The following is an 18,142-nucleotide window of genomic DNA, read 5'->3' as shown; positions in this document are numbered from 1 at the left end:
AAGAGGGTGTTTATAAAGTAAGCCTTAAATTGTAGCGTGCGTTCAAGCAGCGCGTAACACGCCTGAAAATATGGTGCGTTACGGCTGAATTAGACGTAATTACGAATTAGTAATTACGAATTGTTAATGTCAACTCTTCGGTAGAAAAAGCCGATAGGATTCGCTATCCATCAAAATCCTATAGCCCAGCCACATTAGTACAAAGGGAAATATCTTACTAGCATAGCGGCTGAGGACTAAAGCAATACCAGGTAGGCGAGTTAGGTTATAGGACATCAATAGCCAGCAGAAAACAATAACATAGCAAACTGGTATGATTACGGACAAATTTTGGATTGAGCTAGTGGCAAATAAGGGAATATAGATCCCCAAATTGTTACCACCATTGGCAAGCGTAACGGCAGAGACACGATAGGTTTGTGGATCGCGGATTACGTCCCAGAGCGATCGCTTTCTGGAATCAAATCCTCGATATTTAGAGTTTATTTTCAGATTGGCTGACTTATCTTCATTTGAGTCATCCTGATTAAGGTTGCGTAAATTGTTCAAACCAATGAGTATCGGTAGAATCCCTAGTAGACCAATCCAAGTTGACGGAATTACTAAACCCAATAAGAAACCAAGCAAACTTACTATCACTAATGCTGTGAACCCTAGAAGCTCACCAACCACAACGTGCTGAGGCCGAAAAGTCCGATTAACTGAGCTAAAAAAAGCAGTCAGATAAATATTGTCGTCAAAGGTTGTTGCTACAGCAGCAGCTAGCCCAATCTTAATTGTTGCAATTAACCAATCCATCACCATCACTCGCTCAACACCTGTTTGATGACCGAAATTACCAATCGCTCAACCTGAGCAATCAGCCCCGCAATATCGAGAAATAGGGTTTGTTTGTCCCAGATTTCTATAAATCACCGAAGAGGCAGAGGGGAAGGGTGCAGGGTGCAGGGGGAGCAAGCCCTTCTCCTCTGCGACAAGCGTTGCGGAACATGGGTATGAAGCCCCATCCTTCCAGAACGCTTGGACTGGGGCGGAGTACAAGCTCCGTCTCAGTCTTTCCCCCTGCCCCCTGCTCCTTTGCCTCTTTTGACACTCCACCAGAGGCGATCGCCAATAGAGGGAATTAATCTTGGATGTTGGTTCAACTGCCATCATCCAAAATACCTAAGTTATTTACCAATTTCTCTAACTTCAAAAAAAAATGGGGTAAGCCTCAGTAATAATATATAAACAGCCCAAAGAAGTATAACACTCTGGCTGCATTCTCGTATGTAATGCGCCATTCATTCCCAGCATCAATTACTAGAGGGGTTTCAGCCCAAACCCTTTACAATCAGCCGCCTAACCAAATAGATGGTTATTTCAGCCAAGGACTCATAATGATTAGTCGTTTCATTAACCTTCTGCTTAGAGGCACAGGTCAAAACATCTTACAGTCACTCAGAGCAGTCATTCGGAGATCGGCTGCCTACAGGTTTGCAGTCTTATTTTGCATCGGACTTGCTGCGAGTTTGGTCTGGACTCTGGCTTTTGACAGTCATGCTGCTGTCGCTTCTGAATCTACCAATACACTCTCCTCTCTACTAAATCAGTTCCAAATACCCAAAAATTCGACAACTCGGTTACTAGAAACCGTGGGACTATTTGTGGGGGGCATAATTTTTTGTATAGCTTTGGATCGCTGGTTTTCTAGCCGTTCTGTTGGGTCTAGCAACACGCCTTTAGCTGAACAAGCGCGGCGGCTCAAGCAACTCAAAATTGGGTATCCAGAGGGGATGACAAATCTGGAAGTTCTTCGGACTCAAGGCTTGCTCGAAACCCGTTTGCAACCTTATGGGCTGAGTGTCACCTGGACAAGCTTTTTATCAGCCTCTTCTCTGATAGAAGCACTCAGTAACGGGACAATTGACTTCTGCGGCGGTGGCGGTACGGCTAGCATCTTTTCTCAAGCAGCAGATCATGTATTTGTGCGGGTAGCAAAAGAAAAATATACTGCTCCCAAAGGTCAAGCGATTTTAGTACCGGAAGATTCGCCGATTCAGACACTAGCAGACTTGAAGGGGAAAAAGATCGCTTTTGACAAAGGTTCAAGCGCCCATTATGTACTTGTGCGATCGCTGGCGAAAGTAGGTCTAGATTTTAGTGACATTGAGCCAGTTTATCTCACACAGCCGGAGGCGCTACCCCGATTCCGCCGTGGTGAGATTGATGCTTGGGTGATTTGGGTTCCCTACACAGCAACTCAGACCCGAAGCTCTTACCCAGGGCGATCGATTGCCGATCTGGAGAGCATATTTGGTGACAAAGCTTCCATAGAAGTTCCGACTTATTACTACGCGATTCCAGAGATAGTACGCGACTATCCCGACCTGCTCAAGGTGATTTTAGAAGAGGTAAATGAAGCTGGAGCTTGGGCTAAGAGACAGGAATTGGAAGCGGTTCAACGAATGGCACAAAACCATGAAATCGATTCATCCATTGTAGAAACTTTACAGCAACGTAGTGCCGAACGTGCCATCATCCCCATTGACGATCAATCACTCACTGCTCTACAGCATCAAGCAAATGTGTTTAGGGATCTAAATCTAATTCCTGAGCGAGTGAATGTGCAAGATGGAACTTATAGCTTGCAGACTAAGCAAAATTGGACTTATTAATTCGACACTGAGCGAAAAAGAAGCCTGGGGAAGAAGAAAGTTGATAGTTTTGGTGGATGCAGGGATTGAGTAATTTAATTTCAGTAAGTAGAAAAGTTTTTTTTCAAAAGTGCGATGCCTACATCGGGCTACGCCTACGCTAAAAAAAATCTCATATACTCCTTCGAGAATCTTGCTACGCGCTGCATCTCGTAGAGAGTCTCATTACGCAAATTACGAATTAGATAGATGCATACCCCAGTCTTTTATGTACTATAACTCATCACCTTATTAGAGGTAAGCCACAAACTACTTACAGCATATTTAGTAACTACCAACTCTTTTGTAGCATTACATGAACTCTTCAATTGTTGAGTTCTTGTTTCATCCTTCACAAGTTTAGCCTGGTAAGTGTAGAGAGAACCAGAGGGTTGTTCAAAACTTAACTCACCCAGAATAGTATTATTATCTAAACTTTGCTCTAAAATTTTACCTGCAACTTTGTAGTTAAACCAATCCCATCCGTTACAAAAGATTAGTTCTCTTTCCAAAACCTGAAGTGCAGCAGGTAGAATTCCCCAGCCTCGATAGACTTTCTGTAAGCATTGAATATCACCATTCCGAGTCAAAATTGATCTAAATGAATCTCCATCGAGACGACCATAGTATCTTCCTTCTGGCAAATCTATGATTGTTGGTGCAAACCGATGTCCCCCAAAGTGCGATGATTTCCAAATTCGCACATTATCTAAGCACAAATCAGCATTACTAGCTGTAACATTAAAGTAAAAAGGAGCGCCATATCTAGCACAACACTTATCATGGCTACCGTGAGTACAAATTAAAATATCTCTAGTTGTACCAGTTTCTACCTCAGAATTAGAACTGATACCCCATAGCCATTTTTGGACAACTGCTGCTACTTGCTCAATATTTGCTAGCTTAAATTCTTGCTTATGGTATCCATTACTTAGCCCATCTTCTTTTTGATAAATTAAAAGCGTAGTGTGATTTACTTTATGTGAGACATCATTAGCAATTAAAAGAAATCTAATCGGTAATTTAGCACGCTTTACTTCCTCTACCAAAATCCTCAAATTCTGAGGCACCCATTTAGAATTAAATGCTTCTGATGTCCACGGTAAAGGACACTCAACTAAAATATAAGTTTGATAATTGGTGGCACTACCAATAACATCTTCTCCTACTTGTAGTGAATCGTCAGAACAAAAAAAAGTATTCATCTCGCTGTACTCATTAGCGTATTTTATGGACAAAAGGTATTACAAAATACAATTGTGTTCTTAGCTACAATATCCTTGGCTAAAGGAGATAAAAAAGAACAATATTCATTTCCCTGTAAAAACTAGGTAGCCACTTTATAACATCATTATTGATCGAGGTCTTTCCGGTTAATAAATTCTCCACAATAAAGATAAACAGTGTCAAGATAGATTTTTCCGTATGAGCGACGTTAATTTTGTATCTAGTTTTATTATTATTTGGTATTTTATAAATTTTTCCTTGCTGAAACTCGATTTTTATGAACTTGCTTTTTTACCAAAATCAAATAAATGAAACCTTGTACCTTGTACATACAAAGCTACTTGGAGAGTTACTAAGGATTAACTTGCCGATAATATCAATGTAGCTGATACTACAATCAGAAACATTGTTCGTAGTAAGATACTTATTTAAAGTTTTGCTGAAGTTATTTATATAGCTAGTTACAAATCCTGTTTTTACATCTAAAAATATAATTTTTTGTTTTTCTTCTGAAAAATATATTCCTAAAGGGCGATGTGAAATCAGCCAATATGAGTTTAAAAATCTTTCTCCACTATCTACTTTTAATATAATATCTATCAATTTATACATATTGCGAATAATTCTCAATTGTAATGGAAAAATAAAAACAACAAAATTAGGGGTAAATGCTTTAATGCCCCGTAGTTAATGCACAATACGTTAATGTTAAAAGCTAGTGACTAATTATTAAGAGCGTCACTGGTATTAACATTAACAAACTTGTTATTTACCCTTTATATAATCTAACTTCCTGAAGCTCATGTCAGGGTTTGATGATAGGTATCTGCCTTGACTGTAACTGAACTCAAAAATAAATGCAAGTATTTGAGAATCTTTATAATTTTTTATCTCTATCAGGTTGCTTAAATCAAGGTAGATAGCCATTATCTAGTGGAGATAGGTCACTTGAAGAAGGATTGATTCTTTCAAGACAATAGATAAAGTTTTGCAACTGTGACTAATTTTTGCCAGTAGGGTAATCAAAATATCTGTGGCTATGGCGATCGCATATTTCTACTTCCATGCAGAATTGAATCATTTTTTACCACGGCATCACAAGCAGGTGAAAATATCTCATTTTTTTGAGGAGAAAGCCTCAATTAAGGACATGATTGAGTCGTTGGGTGTGCCTCATCCAGAAGTTGATTTTATAAATGTTAATGGTGAATATGTAAATTTTTCTTACATTGTTTCCGATGGAGATACTATTAATGTTTATCCAATTTCAGCTAGGAATGTTATTCTACCAAGCATTTCTGTTTTACCAGAACCGCTCACTACTATTCGCTTTGTTTTAGATATTCATTTGGGGAAGCTGGCGACATCTCTACGACTTTTAGGTTTTGATACTTTATATCGCAATGACTATGAAGATGATAAATTAGCCCAAATATCCCACACTCAAGGGCGGATTATCTTGACTCGTGATAAAGGGCTATTAATGCGTAGTTTGGTAACGCACGGGTATTATGTTAGAAATACTAACCCTCAAGAACAAATTATAGAAGTACTGCAACGCTTCGACTTATTTAAATTAATTGCACCATTTAAACGGTGTTTGCGTTGCAATGGATTATTAGAATCTGTAGATAAGCAATCGATTATTGAGCAAGTGCCAGAAAACGTGCGATTGCACATCGATCAATTCCAGCGTTGTCAAGACTGTGAACGCATTTATTGGAAAGGTTCACATTATGAACGATTGCAACAGTTTATTAATGAAGTAAGTAAATGACATTAATTTTAGCTCTCGATTTTGGCGGCACTAAACTAGCAGCAGGATTGGTAAATATCGGTTCGAGAAAGTGGTTGCGTTATGAACGTCGTCTCTCGCCAGTAGGTGCAGATGCTAGCACTGATTTGGGAATTATGCGATCGCTCATTTACTCGCTGTTAGAAGATGCAAAACCTGCTGCGATCGGTGTCAGCTTTGGCGGCCCGGTAGACGCTTCCACGGGGACGGTACGACTATCTCATCATGTGGCTGGATGGGAAAATATTCCTCTCAAAGGGTTGTTGGAGGATGAGTTTGGCGTTTCTGTTGGTGTAGATAATGATGCCAATATTGCTGCTTTGGGTGAACACCGTTTTGGTGCTGGACAGGGATACGATAGCCTGTTTTACATCACTGTCAGCACTGGCGTAGGTGGTGGTTGGATACTCAACGGCCAGCCTTGGCGGGGTGCTGGTGGGATGGCTGGCGAAATTGGACATATCGTTGTAGATCCTGCTGGGCCAGTTTGTTTGTGTGGGAAGCGGGGATGTGTGGAACGTTTGGCTTCGGGGCCTTATATGGCGCAAAATGCTAGGGAAATTTTGGAGAACGAACCACAGAGGCGCGGAGAACTCAGAGATGGAAAGGTTTTGAGGGGTTTGGTGGGGGATGATTTGACGTTGCTGACGGGGCAGTTGGTAAGTGAAGCGGCGGCTGCTGGGGATGATTTGGCTAAGGAAGTTTTGAATAAGGCTGCTTGGGCGCTGGGTGTGGGTATTGGCAATGTGGCGAATTTGATGAATCCGCAGCGCTTTGTGTTGGGAGGTGGGGTGATGAAGGCGGGTGAGGATTTTTGGCGGGTGGTGCGTCAGGTGGCACGGGAGACGGCTTTACCGGAGGTTGATTTTGAAATTGTGCCGGCGGTATTGGGTGATGATGCGCCTTTGTGGGGTGGTGTGGCTTTAGCAGAAATGGAGCTTGAAAGGTAAAAAGGCGATCGCTTTGCTGTAGTTTTTTGGGATTACTTATTTAGATTCTTTAACTAAAAGCTATTAGGCGAAGCCCTTATCAATAACACACATAGTAAGTAATCTGGACTAATGGAAGAAATTACCTTTTTGGTTTCCGCCTGTAATGTCCCCTCACCCAATGACCGTTTCTCAGATGAGGCTTGACAGGTACATAATCACTTTTATTTAAAATTCTTTTATATTCTTCTAGAGAAATCTTTGGCTGAGTTGCCTTTTTTAGAGGAGGTTGTGCTTCCCTTTTCGGCGGCGTGTATGGGGGAGTTGGTTGTACTGGTTTTTGAGGCTGCGGCTGAGTTGCCTTTTGTAGAGGAGGTTGTGATTCCCTTTTCGGTGGTGTGTATGGGGGAGTTGGTTGTGCTGGTTTTTGAGATGGCGGTTGAGATGAGCTTTGAGATGGTGTCCTTGTTTGTTGATTAACCCGTTGTTTGAATTTAGCGGCAGAGGTAGCTCTGATGTTGCTGACTTGATATCTTAGTTGATCAAAAGCAGGAAACTGATTTTTAATCTCAGGGTTTCTGTGAGCAAATTTCCCAAGTAAATCTTGAGCCAAAGCTGAGGTTGCAATTACCTTTTGAAGTTTATATGTATCCTCAATAGCATTTAAATCTGCTAGTTTTTCACAGGAAAATTCATAAAATAGACCGAAGCTACCGGCTAATCCTCCAAACACAACCATAGCCCAGTATAATTGAGCGAGTTGTCCCAGAGTTATATAACCGACCATACACAAAATGGCTAGTGTCCAACTCCAGTCAACTATTTCTTTAATCCGCTGAAAATGCTGGCGCAGTGATAACATTTAAGGATACTGAAAAAGTTAACTATTAGGCGTAGACTTCTTTTGAGGTACTGAACATTTCAAGAAAATAGGTTTAGGTCTATCTGGGTTACTTTTCAAATTTAAGTCTTGCTTATAAGGCTCACAATAATTTTTATATATGCGAACTTTAACGTAGTCTGTAGTTGGTATTTGAACTCTGAAAGCACCTAAATTATCAGTTGTATCTGTATCAGACCCACCTTCAGATTCCATTATTACTTTTGCGCCAACTATCGGAACTTGAGTCGCTTCATCAAAAACACTAACTTTTACACTACTTGAGTTTAGTACTGTAGAAGGTTTATTTTCAGCGCTTTCTTTATCTGAGGTATTCAGCCCTGGAACATGAGTTGCAGCCCCATAGCCTATAGTCAACAAGAGAAATCCAGTCAGGGCGTACCAAATAGGTTTCGGTATATTACTCAGATCCATATAGTTGGCAGATGCGGATGTGTATTGATTAGCAAAGTTAAATTCTAAACATACTTATACTACCGCACGGTAAGGATAGTTTATAGAGTCTTCACGAAACAAGCTAATCTGTGAAAAACTGGTTAAGAATGTGGTGAAATTTAAAAATCACTAATCGTTTTACCTGACTATTACTGTTGAATATTTTGACGAAACTCTCTAATCGCTTCCAAGGGAGATGACAACAAAAGACAACGATTCACCAGTGGTAAATCTAATTCTCCTAGAAACTCACTTTTAACAACTTTGTCATATTGTTGTTCTCGTAAGCAGTAGACTTCAATTGTGCCATCTTCCCAAAACCAAACTTCTGGAACTCCCATTAATTTGTACTTTTGTAACTTGATGGGGCTACCGCTAGTAATCACCACTTCAATACACAAGTCTGGTATAGATTTGTCGGTTCCAAAGCAATAAGATAAATCTGCTTGGTATTCTAGTATATTGGGAATAATCTGGCTAAAACTCCCACTAGGGAAAAATTCAATCCCTTTGACTTCAAAGTAAGTAATTAATAGTGCAGCAATTAAACACCTAATCGCCTCATGAGGCTTACCAATTGTCACTATTTCTAAGAATCCATCACAATAAAACAGCCGCACACCTGGTACATTTTCAAAGCTGGCTTGAATTGCTTTAAACTGTTCCCAAGTTAATCCATGCCGGAAAAAGCGTTGTTCTTCTGGTAAGTTAATAGCATTTTCTAACGTTTGAGTCATAAGATTTTTTACTCTCCCAGTTAGTACTTATGAAATTTATCTTATTTACATTTTAAGTCAAAACTAAATTATCTCGGTGAATTACTGTTTCTACACCGGCATAGCCTAAAATTGTGGGAATTTCTCGTGAATGACAACCGCGAATCTTTTGCAGATCGTTGCTGTTGTAATTCACAAGTCCTCTAGCAATTTCGTTACTGTTGCTATCACACAATTGCACCGCATCTTGTGTGTCAAACTCTCCTTCTACTGCCTTAATTCCAGCAGCTAATAACGATTTTCCCCCTAGAGAAATTGCCGCGATCGCACCTTCATCTAAATACAATTTACCCGCAGGTAAAAGTCCGTAAGCTATCCAACGTTTACGCGCTGAAGTTGGTTCTGGTTGCGGTTCAAAATGCGTCCCAATCAGTTCACCTTGAATAATTTTTTCGATATTCCGGGGAAATCGCCCTTGAGTAATTACAGTCCGCACTCCCGCCGCGATCGCAATTCTTGCCGCCGAAATTTTTGTCAGCATCCCCCCAGTTCCCCACTGAGAACCTTGGGAACCTGTTTGTATTTGTAATTCAGCTAATTCTTTAATGCTACTAACTAAAGCGATCGGTCGAGCATCTGGCACTGAACGGGGATCGGCTGAGTAGAGGCGATCTACATCGGTAAGTAAAAATAACCAATCTGCTTCTACTAAGCTAGCAACCAATGCCGAAAGGGTATCATTATCACCAAATTTTAGTTCGTCTATTGCTACAGTATCATTTTCATTGACTATGGGGATCACTCCCAGTCCCAGTAATTCCTGAAAAGTATTGTAGGCGTTAAGATAGCGGCTACGTTGTACTAAGTCGCTGCGAGTCAATAATACTTGAGCGATCGCTTGTTGCAGAGTAGTAAATAAATCATCATATATACGGATTAATCGTCCTTGTCCAACTGCTGCTACAGCTTGTTTGAGTGCGATCGCTTTCGGACGTTCAGTTAAGCCCAACCGCGCACAACCCACGCCCACAGCCCCAGAAGAAACCAAAATTACCCGATGTCCTTGGCTTCTCAAATGGCAGAGTGTTTCTGCTAAAGTAGCGATGGTAGAAAGTGCTAATTGTCCCGTTTCTGGTTGAGTTAGGCTAGAAGTACCGATTTTGACAACAATTGTTAGTGGCATTTAAATAGTGAAGAGTTAGGAGTGAGGAGTTAGGAGTTGAATTTAGTTCATAACTCATAACTTCTAACTCCTAACTCAATTTGTAAAGCGCCAATCCCTCTATAGTGAAGGTTGACGCTTTACGGGTGTATATTTACTTAGTATGAGTTAGGGTCTTTATTTGGCTGACTCCATGTTATTAATACTTATGATCCCCGATTTTTGGCTTCCAGTAAGATTCCTTAACCATTTCTTTAGATTTACTTTCCTGACGATTTTTCAAGTTTTGTGAATCTTGCTTTTCTTAGGGGTAATAGAGGCTCCCAAAATTTCGGATACCCAAACTTCAAAGTTGCGGATGGGATGAGAACGCAAAGCTGCATCGGCGTGGACAATGGGTTCAACTAAAATGGTAAACATCCCCAGACGATTACCAGCTATGACATCGGTAAATAAGCGATCGCCTACCATCCCCACTTGATGCACTGGTAGATCCATTGTCCTGACTGCTGCCCTAATTTTGCGTCGAGAAGGCTTGGCTGCACCTAAATAGTAGGGTAAATTGAGCGATCGCGCAATTCCCCCAATTCTTGCTTCACTCAGGTTGTTGCTCACCAAACACAATGCAGTACAGGCGCGAATTTGCTCTACCCACTCTCGTAGTTCTGGCGAAGCCATCCCGACTGTAAAGGGTACTAAAGTTTCATCTACATCCAATACCAGCCCCTTCAGTCCGTATTTTTGGATAATATCTGGTGTTAGGTTCAATACTGAACCTTCTAAAATCAAATCAGGTTGCAAAAGATTGTTCCACGCCATAGTCAACAGTCAAATTTAATAGCTCAGACAAATGAGCATAACCCAATATAGTTTAGTTAGTCGAACTCCATTCTGGAATATCCCCCTGAACATTTTGAGATAAAATAACTAAAATATTATCTATCTCTCTAATTTAATATTTACTCAAATCAATGAATACATCGTTTTATGATAAGTTCAAAAAAATCAAACATCCCCCACTTTTACAGGAGTATCAATTTTCCTATTTTGATTTTCTTCCTCTTGAATAAATCAAAGTTCGTAGTCGGGACTTTAGTCCTGATAATCATTTTTTTGAGCGATGAATCGCTCACTACGAACTAGGATCTTATTTTATGTTTAATTATGCCTACCTACTTAATTGACCCTGCAACAATTGAAATTAGTTTTGTTGTAAACGGGCAAGCAAAAATAAATATTGAATGTAAAAAAAACTTCTTAAAAATAGCTCAATATATGTTAATATTTGAACAAAATAATTAAATATAATTTTTTAGATTTACAAAATTCAACGTTTTTGCTCTCATTGGGGATTTGATTTACAGAATTATTGGCAAAACATTCTTTAACTAAGTACTCAGAATCAGGCTAAAGGCCCTGCTACCCCCAAAGATCGGCAGACAGAAAAGCAAATAGGGCGACAATGCAAAAACTCCTTTTTAGTGACAGAGATAGATTTAGAGCGCAAGCCCTATTCCTTGGTGAGGATATTCACTTACATACGTTGGAGAATTACGTTTGCTTGGCGACTATGCCACTAATGGTTACAGTCGGTGAACATGGCTGTGCAGTACTGCTAGACTATGGCGCAGTTGTTCTGTTTAACCTTGAACCTGTAGAAAAAATAGCCTTTCTGACCAAACTATCCTCTCAAGTTACTGACTCTTTTGCCGATCCCGAAACAGAAGAGGTAGAAATTCATCTCAATATTGCGGAGAGTGAAAGAGTTAGGGAAGGAAAAATTTTGCTGCATGAATTTAGTGTAGAACGCTTGCAGATAGTGGCTGATATCCTCGCTAAAAGTGTTGTGCTGTCTCATTATGAAACTAGCCTCGCGTCCGTATTCGATCAAATTGAACCATTTGCAGCTAGTCTCCAGCGCGAAAACCGAGGAAGAAAGCAGAGTCGGGAATTACTCCGTCAACTTGGGACTACGCTATTAGTTCAACATAAGATTGTAGGTCGAGTAGAGATTATTGATAAGCCAGAATTGCTCTGGGAATCCCCACAGCTAGAAAACTTATATCTCCGCTTAGAGGATGAATATGAAATCCGTGAGCGTCACAATGCCTTGGAACGCAAGCTAGAGCTAATAACCCAAACCGCACAAACAGTCCTGGAGTTCATGCAGCATAGCAGTAGCCAGCGAGTAGAGTGGTATGTGGTGATTCTGATTGTGGTGGAGATTCTGCTGTCACTGTACGACATCGTTTTCAAAGGCTAACGCTCAATTTGGAGATCGTAAAAATTGCTGCTTTTTAGCAGTAGCCTTGAGTCGGGCGATCGCAGTCAACACTACAAAATTATATGCTTTTATCAGAATATTAAACAATACAAACTCTCCCAAAATGTTTCATTGCTTCCACATTTAACGGGACATGGTAAAGGGTTTAAGTAGATTTTGATTAAAATAAAAATTCAAAATGAAAATGTTACATTTTGAATTTTAAATTTTATTCTACTTCATTAAAAAGATGTTCCTCTAACAGAGGTTGCACTTGGCGAAATTCCTCTGGGGAAAGTAATTCCGGTTCACCTGTTTTCGCAATCCGTGCAAAAAATAATAGGGGATCGAGGGGTGTATAAATTGCATACTCCTGATCTTCATCATAGAAGCTAGCGAGTAGCTGTAATTGCTCTGGATCTAAATCGGCCTCTTCGTCTTCGATTTCTAAGGTAAAGAGTTCTGATTCTTCAACAGGCGGTAAATCACCTGCCACTGTCAAAGCATAAGCTGTGTTTTTCAATATCAGATTCTGCTCGGATAGTACAGCTTGAGCATTAGCAAAAATTTGCTCAATGATGTTGTCGTCTTCTACCAGAACCGCTTCTTCTTCCTCATCGTCACCTTCCCAAGAAAAAATCTCTACAGGTGAGTCTACAGGAAGCAGTAAAACGTATTCTTGTCCATCTACCTCAAGGGAATGCTCTACATAACATTCGAGCGATCGCCCTTTGTCATCGGTTAAAGTGATGGAACTGGTATGAGCGTTATCATTTTCTTCAGGAAATGGAGGGGAAAACATAGCCGAAATCTAAAAATTTACTAAATACCAGCAAGTTTGGAAATCGCTTAACTATTTAATGACATACTATCTCAACCAAATAGCTTTATACGTAGATACAACTGCTGACTAACCGTTTTCAGAATATCATGTTAAAAGGTATCAATATTCAATTGCCGCCACCGAACTGCCAGAACTAGCACGCTTAACATCTAGCCATTGTTGCAATATTAAAGCGGCTGCCTTGCGGTCAATCAAACCTTTATGGCGTGACGGGGAGCGGTTCTCAGCTATCAGCAGTTGCTCTGCTTGATATGAAGTTAATCGCTCATCCACATATTCCACGGGCAGTTTTAAGGCTTTAGTAAGTCTTGTAGTAAATTTCTGAACTTGACGCGCCTGAAATCCTATTGAGCCATCCATTGAATAAGGTAAGCCCATAACTAGAATTTGCACCTCGCGTTCATTAACTATTTGCCGGATTTGCTCGACATCCTGCTCAAAAGATGTGCGCTCAATTGTAGTGATCCCAGTGGCAATTAAACCCGTGCGATCGCACCCAGCCACACCAATGCGCTTGCGACCAAAATCTAGTCCCAACGCTGAAATAAACGGTTTTGGCTGCTCCTGGGATATCACTAATTCTCCGGCTCTGCATCTGCTGATTCAGGAATCGGCGATACTTCTATGCTAGGGTTTTTTACCGAAAAGTTAATTGGTTCTGACTTAATTGGTAGTGGTTTATCTGAGGATGGTAGCTTTCCTGGTTGTATCCATGACATCCCACCTGGTATAGGTTTGCGTGCCGGTTGTAACCCTTGCAGCATATCAGTCCACTGAATTCCTTCTAATGAGACGAATTTAGACTCCCGTAGCTTATGCCACACAGAACGAGACATCACTAATGTATGTTCTATGCGTTTTGCCCCAATTCGCTCCAAATACTCTTCTCGCTCTGCTTGATAGTCAGAGGAGGCTAATTGTAACCCTTGCTGGGGAAAATCTTGGGTAATCCGAGCCAGTTGAGATAACAATTCTGGATACAGCCAAGTGTAAGCAGGATGAACCGTCAACGTTGCCACGTGGGGAACTTCCCCCTTTCGGTCAAGTTGCACCTGAAAATAGCCGATGGCAGCTTTGCGTTGGGGTTCAAATACGTAACCACTGATGACTTCTGTTTTAGTCACCCATTGCTTCACTGCATCGCTTAAAGCGCCAAACAAACTGGTTTTAAAGTCGCGGGTATTGCGGTCAAAAACCTGACGGACTAAAGGAGGCATAGATGCCGTATCTAGTTGATAGAGCAACTGGGCATCAGCATTACTCACTGGCAAAAGATTGGGCAAATCTGGCTCTGCTTGTGCCAATTCAGCCAATAATTCTGGCTCAATTTCCCAGTATGTCATTTCCGCCAGACGTTGAAATCCATTTTGCCGATATAGTGCCAGCGCCTCAATGTCATTGATGTTAACTTCCAGTAGCCAAGTCCGAGCTTCCAAAATCGATTCAAAGCAATGACGCAAAAGTTGCGAACCAATTCCTTGTTTATCGACACCACGCTCTAACAGCACTTGATCGATGCGCCAAGTACTGCGTGTTCGGTTAAAAGGTGACACTTGAATCATCCCTAGAAGCATCCGTCCTTGCTCTGCGACAAAAGCACAGAGGCGATACTGGAGCGGGTTGGGGAACCAACTCAAAAATTTGAGTAATCCATACCAGCGACGCAGCATGAGCATCTGACTGATTGCAAAACCTGCTCCCTGGGGAGTAAGGGCTGCGAATGACTCTTGAGTTATGCGCTCAATCCCGTCCAAATCCCGGTATTGGACTGGTCGGATAACAACGCTGAGGTTTCTGGGAAGTAATGAAGTCATTTTTATTCGAGCCGCTATTCAGCCTTAACTAACTGCTCTTCAAAGGAACTGCTGCAATAATATTAACTGCTTTCTGCCATTTACTAGTGCATCAAAAGTGTGATTTGAGTAACTTTATACTTAAAAAAGCAGAAAAAGCAGACCTTGTGAGCATAACATTGACATTAACCCAACAACATCTGCCTTTATTTTATTGGAATTTTGATTAAAATTTGTATATATTTACAGCCCTTGTCGAGAAACTAGCTTTTCAAAGTGGGCTTGAGTTTGATGGAGTAGTTGCTGACGACTATCTACCAGTGTTTGCTTCAGGGATGGAACAAGATTGCGAGCTTGCAGAGTCATGTGAAGTTGAAGGTTGGCGACATATTCACTGAAATCTTGATTCACTTCATCTGCGCCCGCATCTGTTAATAAATTTGATTCCATTGCCACTGTGTTCTCCTGTGTTAATCCTGTGCTATTTCTCTTCATGACAAAAAATTATCATGTTGTTTGGATTAACTTCTTAATTTGCAATGAAGTTTAACGCTTCTTAGGGATAGCGATCGCGGCAGAGTTTTTCTTTGCCCATTAAAATCTCAACCCAACACCACCTTGTACAGAGATAGCTGTACCACTGCTATCACGGTAGGCATCAAAAGCAATGATGGCATTTCCAAAAAGGACAGTATTGCTATTTGGGATCATATAATCAATGCCCGGTTGTAAAGCAAAACTGATTTTGTCGCCCACAGGAGAAGATCCACCACCACCAGCCAACACTAACCCAGCACCCAGGTACGCATCAGCTTGCCAATTAAGGGGGAAATCGTAAGAAACTGTTGGTACAACTGCCGTATTATTACCAATTAACACTTGCGCACGCAGTGAAATCGGTGCTTCCAAAAGCTTGTAACGCCCAGCTATTACTCCCCCGATTTGGATACCATCAGTAAAACCAACAGTGGGGCCTATACCAATGTAGCTTCCATAAGCTACTTGAGCTTGTGCTGGTTTAGTACTCACCAGACTCAAAACTAAACCAGCCCCCAAAACTGAAACCAAATATGGAATATACTTCATAACAGACTCCTCACACCAATTTGTCATTAGTCATTAGTCATTAGTCATTAGTCATTGGGCATTGGGCATTGATTATTCGCCTCATCTACTTCATCGTCCCCTGCTCCCCCTGCCCCCTGCCCCCTGCTCCCCTCCATTCTACGGGCAACGCGAATGAATGCCTCCTTGAGTACAAATGTACGCTAATTGCTTGGCATCTAAATTTTTGGCTTGAGAAAAATCAACGCCTTGAACTACGGCAGATACTGAGCCTAAATCTGGGGTTTGGACAAATTGATCTGCTGGATCTTGTTTACTAGGGGCGAGAATTGCTCCCTTAAAATCTGCTCCCGCTACATTCGCCCCCCGTAAATCTGCAAGACTCAGGTCAGCATTTTGTAAGTTAGCGTTTTCCATCTGGGCAGAACGCAAAACAGCACCAGCTAAACGAGTGGCACTCAGGTTAGCATTGCTGAGATTAGCACGATCTAAATAGGCTCCTGATAAATCTGCCCCTTGCCAATCAGTGTTAGTTAAGTTGGCAAAGGATAATTGCGTTCCTATAGCAGTGACACGACCTAAACGGGCAGCATACAGATTGGCTTCGTTCAATTTAGCATCGCCTAAATCAGCCCCAGTTAAGCTGGCTCTTTCTAAAACTGCGTTTCGGAGATCGGCTCCCACTAATTGAGTGCTGTTGAGTTTAGCGTCATATAGACGCGCATTCGATAAGTTGGCTCTGTTGAGAACAGCGCGACTCAAATCGATCCGGTTCATCAAGACGCGACTGAGGTTAGCATCAGTCAGATTTGCTTGCTGCAACTGAGCTTGACTTAAATCAGCGATTACATCGTCGTAGGTATCCCAGCGTCCATCTTCACCCGCACTCCGAAAACGGCTACCTTTAAAGCTTGCTTGGTTAAGATTTGCAGATTTAAACTTAACTCCTGATAAATCAAGGTTGTCTAATACTAAGTTGAAGAAGGAACTTCCTGGAGTACCGCTTTGACCTAATTGGGTGCTACTAAGGTCAACGCCCTCCATTTTCCCACTGTAAACAGAGAGAATTTTGTTGATTGTCTGCTGGTTTCTTTGCAGCCGCCCTTGCCGTAATTCCCGTTCTTGAGTTGCACCGCTACCCACAGACTCTAGTTCACCCACCAAAAACTGATTCTTATTTTTTAATTCCGGGATGGCTTGGGGCCCGACAGTTGTCAAAGCTTGTTGAATCGTATCTAAGAGACTGGAGTTGGTTTCACTAACCAATAAATCCGTCAAAAATTTGATGGATTGTGGATCGTTAAGACCACCTATAGCCAGAATTGTACTTTGGCGTTGCTCATTAGTCGCCCCAGAGTTGGGAGTTAATTGTTTGACAAGTTCGAGGAACTGTTGGCTATTAATTTGCTTAGTTGCTCGTTGGGATTGCTGAATTTGGATATAAACTTGAGTGCCGATTAAAGTTGCCAACACAGCAGTCATACTCGTCAGTCCTACCCCAAACAAAGTTAGATTGGGATTTTGTTGTATTCGCCGCCAAAGGTTGGGCGATTGATTGATTTCATCTGCCGCTAATTCTTCTCCCTCTTGCCCTTCTACTTCATCATTACCAGTAGATTGAGCTTGTTTGTTGCTAGCTAAAAATGAGGATGGTAAAGGGCGAGTCGCATCTATTGTATAAGTACCTGCAAGTTGATCGTGTAGAGCGCGACGACCCCGACGTGACGGTAAGCCGATCCCTTCACCTACAATCATTAATAGGGACAAAAATGTGAATAATCCTAAGTTGGGAAAAGCAAAGCTGTAGCGCCACAGCAGATAGGCGATGGAAATGGGTACAGTCCAACGTCCAACTCCTTCTCTAATGACAACTGCCCCCAATCCGGGCGGCTTTCCTTGCTCGTTCACAACCCGCACTTTGAACCAACGTTTTGGAATTGTTCTACCAGTTTTAGCCAGTAGATACAATTCCCACCACGAGAGAGTTACAGGCGCTAACAGGGCGATTGTCCACAAAATATTAGTCGGCCATGCTACGTTACGGATGCCATAGCTTACAGGTAGAGCTAGGGGCCGAGCGATCGCTCTTTCTGTGACTACCAACACGGGGTTAAGGGGCACTCGGTTCAAATCGCTCCGAGAATTGGCATAGACACCAATGCCGAAGGGAATCAACCCACTGGCAACCACTAAGGCGATTTCAGCCGCCCAAGCTGCACAACGCCTACTGGCTAAGAACAGCGAATTGGCTCTTTCCGGTTCTTTTGACTGACCAGATTGATTACTACTTCTCCTAACAATTGGTGATGTCATCGAATAATTCCCTTTGATATTATT

General features: G+C 41.5%; 17 protein-coding genes. 4 read left to right on the top strand and 13 right to left on the bottom strand.

Annotation, left to right across the window (positions count from 1 at the left end; all coding sequences use genetic code 11):
- Positions 1 to 129: 129 nt before the first annotated feature.
- The gene (locus GTQ43_RS00765; RefSeq protein WP_265269832.1) at positions 130 to 798 is read right to left on the bottom strand and encodes a cadmium resistance transporter; all 669 of its coding nucleotides are present in this window, start codon (positions 796 to 798) and stop codon (positions 130 to 132) included.
- 476 nt (positions 799 to 1,274) lie between these two features.
- On the opposite strand from GTQ43_RS00765, the gene GTQ43_RS00760 reads away from it, so the two are divergent.
- Positions 1,275 to 2,657 (top strand): aliphatic sulfonate ABC transporter substrate-binding protein, encoded by a 1,383-nt coding sequence (locus tag GTQ43_RS00760; RefSeq protein WP_265269830.1) that lies wholly within the window; start codon positions 1,275 to 1,277, stop codon positions 2,655 to 2,657.
- A 245-nt stretch (positions 2,658 to 2,902) separates the two neighbouring features.
- Here the strand turns inward: GTQ43_RS00760 and GTQ43_RS00755 are convergent, their stop codons facing one another.
- Positions 2,903 to 3,880, bottom strand: coding sequence for a sucrase ferredoxin (locus GTQ43_RS00755; protein WP_265269828.1), 978 nt, complete (start codon positions 3,878 to 3,880; stop codon positions 2,903 to 2,905).
- A gap of 1,061 nt (positions 3,881 to 4,941) precedes the next feature.
- Between GTQ43_RS00755 and GTQ43_RS00750 the strand changes: the two genes are divergently transcribed.
- Both GTQ43_RS00750 and GTQ43_RS00745 read left to right on the top strand, forming a co-directional pair.
- Positions 4,942 to 5,679: a Mut7-C ubiquitin/RNAse domain-containing protein gene (locus GTQ43_RS00750; protein ID WP_265273633.1), complete on the top strand. Its 738-nt coding sequence runs from the start codon at positions 4,942 to 4,944 to the stop codon at positions 5,677 to 5,679.
- Positions 5,676 to 6,647, top strand: a complete 972-nt coding sequence (locus GTQ43_RS00745) for an ROK family protein (RefSeq protein ID WP_265269826.1) — start codon at positions 5,676 to 5,678, stop codon at positions 6,645 to 6,647. Before GTQ43_RS00750 ends, GTQ43_RS00745 begins: the two co-directional genes overlap by 4 nt.
- A 121-nt stretch (positions 6,648 to 6,768) precedes the next feature.
- Here GTQ43_RS00745 and GTQ43_RS00740 read toward each other — a convergent pair whose 3' ends face one another.
- The 5 genes from GTQ43_RS00740 to GTQ43_RS00720 form a co-directional block, all read right to left on the bottom strand.
- Positions 6,769 to 7,488 (bottom strand): hypothetical protein, encoded by a 720-nt coding sequence (locus GTQ43_RS00740; RefSeq protein WP_265269824.1) that lies wholly within the window; start codon positions 7,486 to 7,488, stop codon positions 6,769 to 6,771.
- Positions 7,489 to 7,506: 18 nt separating this feature from the next.
- A complete protein-coding gene (locus GTQ43_RS00735; RefSeq protein ID WP_265269822.1) occupies positions 7,507 to 7,941 on the bottom strand; it encodes a hypothetical protein in 435 nt (144 codons plus the stop codon).
- 170 nt (positions 7,942 to 8,111) lie between these two features.
- Positions 8,112 to 8,699: a Uma2 family endonuclease gene (locus tag GTQ43_RS00730; RefSeq protein ID WP_265269819.1), complete on the bottom strand. Its 588-nt coding sequence runs from the start codon at positions 8,697 to 8,699 to the stop codon at positions 8,112 to 8,114.
- A gap of 52 nt (positions 8,700 to 8,751) precedes the next feature.
- Entirely contained in the window at positions 8,752 to 9,861 is a 1,110-nt protein-coding gene (proB, locus tag GTQ43_RS00725; RefSeq protein ID WP_265269818.1) for a glutamate 5-kinase, read from the bottom strand.
- 258 nt (positions 9,862 to 10,119) lie between these two features.
- Positions 10,120 to 10,659 carry a YqeG family HAD IIIA-type phosphatase gene (locus tag GTQ43_RS00720; protein ID WP_094343702.1) on the bottom strand — a complete coding sequence of 180 codons (540 nt, stop codon included), beginning with the start codon at positions 10,657 to 10,659 and terminating at the stop codon, positions 10,120 to 10,122.
- A gap of 643 nt (positions 10,660 to 11,302) precedes the next feature.
- Between GTQ43_RS00720 and GTQ43_RS00715 the strand changes: the two genes are divergently transcribed.
- Positions 11,303 to 12,103, top strand: coding sequence for an RMD1 family protein (locus GTQ43_RS00715; protein WP_265269813.1), 801 nt, complete (start codon positions 11,303 to 11,305; stop codon positions 12,101 to 12,103).
- Positions 12,104 to 12,332: 229 nt separating this feature from the next.
- Here the strand turns inward: GTQ43_RS00715 and GTQ43_RS00710 are convergent, their stop codons facing one another.
- The 6 genes from GTQ43_RS00710 to GTQ43_RS00685 form a co-directional block, all read right to left on the bottom strand.
- On the bottom strand, positions 12,333 to 12,905 hold the full coding sequence (locus GTQ43_RS00710) for a DUF3727 domain-containing protein (protein WP_265269812.1): 573 nt from the start codon (positions 12,903 to 12,905) through the stop codon (positions 12,333 to 12,335).
- Positions 12,906 to 13,046: 141 nt separating this feature from the next.
- The gene (gene ruvX, locus GTQ43_RS00705; protein WP_265269811.1) at positions 13,047 to 13,523 is read right to left on the bottom strand and encodes a Holliday junction resolvase RuvX; all 477 of its coding nucleotides are present in this window, start codon (positions 13,521 to 13,523) and stop codon (positions 13,047 to 13,049) included.
- The gene (locus tag GTQ43_RS00700) at positions 13,523 to 14,761 is read right to left on the bottom strand and encodes a GNAT family N-acetyltransferase (protein WP_265269810.1); all 1,239 of its coding nucleotides are present in this window, start codon (positions 14,759 to 14,761) and stop codon (positions 13,523 to 13,525) included. The genes ruvX and GTQ43_RS00700 overlap by 1 nt, the downstream gene beginning before the upstream one ends.
- 222 nt (positions 14,762 to 14,983) lie before the next feature.
- Entirely contained in the window at positions 14,984 to 15,190 is a 207-nt protein-coding gene (locus GTQ43_RS00695; RefSeq protein WP_012407131.1) for a hypothetical protein, read from the bottom strand.
- 144 nt (positions 15,191 to 15,334) lie between these two features.
- Positions 15,335 to 15,826, bottom strand: a complete 492-nt coding sequence (locus GTQ43_RS00690) for a hypothetical protein (RefSeq protein WP_265269809.1) — start codon at positions 15,824 to 15,826, stop codon at positions 15,335 to 15,337.
- A gap of 138 nt (positions 15,827 to 15,964) precedes the next feature.
- Positions 15,965 to 18,118: a pentapeptide repeat-containing protein gene (locus tag GTQ43_RS00685; RefSeq protein WP_265269808.1), complete on the bottom strand. Its 2,154-nt coding sequence runs from the start codon at positions 18,116 to 18,118 to the stop codon at positions 15,965 to 15,967.
- Positions 18,119 to 18,142 lie beyond the last annotated feature (24 nt).

It is taken from the genome of Nostoc sp. KVJ3 (assembly GCF_026127265.1).
Taxonomy (GTDB): domain Bacteria; phylum Cyanobacteriota; class Cyanobacteriia; order Cyanobacteriales; family Nostocaceae; genus Nostoc.
Note: the sequence above shows the minus strand (reverse complement) of the source record. Positions and strands in the feature narration are given on the sequence as shown.

Bases quoted from the DNA above. Each gene is read 5' to 3' on its own strand.
- GTQ43_RS00765 (WP_265269832.1), bottom strand. From the start codon at position 798: ATGGATTGGTTAATTGCAACAATTAAGATTGGGCTAGCTGCTGCTGTA.
- GTQ43_RS00760 (WP_265269830.1), top strand. From the start codon at position 1,275: ATGCGCCATTCATTCCCAGCATCAATTACTAGAGGGGTTTCAGCCCAA.
- GTQ43_RS00755 (WP_265269828.1), bottom strand. From the start codon at position 3,880: ATGAATACTTTTTTTTGTTCTGACGATTCACTACAAGTAGGAGAAGAT.
- GTQ43_RS00750 (WP_265273633.1), top strand. From the start codon at position 4,942: ATGGCGATCGCATATTTCTACTTCCATGCAGAATTGAATCATTTTTTA.
- GTQ43_RS00745 (WP_265269826.1), top strand. From the start codon at position 5,676: ATGACATTAATTTTAGCTCTCGATTTTGGCGGCACTAAACTAGCAGCA.
- GTQ43_RS00740 (WP_265269824.1), bottom strand. From the start codon at position 7,488: ATGTTATCACTGCGCCAGCATTTTCAGCGGATTAAAGAAATAGTTGAC.
- GTQ43_RS00735 (WP_265269822.1), bottom strand. From the start codon at position 7,941: ATGGATCTGAGTAATATACCGAAACCTATTTGGTACGCCCTGACTGGA.
- GTQ43_RS00730 (WP_265269819.1), bottom strand. From the start codon at position 8,699: ATGACTCAAACGTTAGAAAATGCTATTAACTTACCAGAAGAACAACGC.
- proB (WP_265269818.1), bottom strand. From the start codon at position 9,861: ATGCCACTAACAATTGTTGTCAAAATCGGTACTTCTAGCCTAACTCAA.
- GTQ43_RS00720 (WP_094343702.1), bottom strand. From the start codon at position 10,659: ATGGCGTGGAACAATCTTTTGCAACCTGATTTGATTTTAGAAGGTTCA.
- GTQ43_RS00715 (WP_265269813.1), top strand. From the start codon at position 11,303: ATGCAAAAACTCCTTTTTAGTGACAGAGATAGATTTAGAGCGCAAGCC.
- GTQ43_RS00710 (WP_265269812.1), bottom strand. From the start codon at position 12,905: ATGTTTTCCCCTCCATTTCCTGAAGAAAATGATAACGCTCATACCAGT.
- GTQ43_RS00700 (WP_265269810.1), bottom strand. From the start codon at position 14,761: ATGACTTCATTACTTCCCAGAAACCTCAGCGTTGTTATCCGACCAGTC.
- GTQ43_RS00695 (WP_012407131.1), bottom strand. From the start codon at position 15,190: ATGGAATCAAATTTATTAACAGATGCGGGCGCAGATGAAGTGAATCAA.
- GTQ43_RS00690 (WP_265269809.1), bottom strand. From the start codon at position 15,826: ATGAAGTATATTCCATATTTGGTTTCAGTTTTGGGGGCTGGTTTAGTT.
- GTQ43_RS00685 (WP_265269808.1), bottom strand. From the start codon at position 18,118: ATGACATCACCAATTGTTAGGAGAAGTAGTAATCAATCTGGTCAGTCA.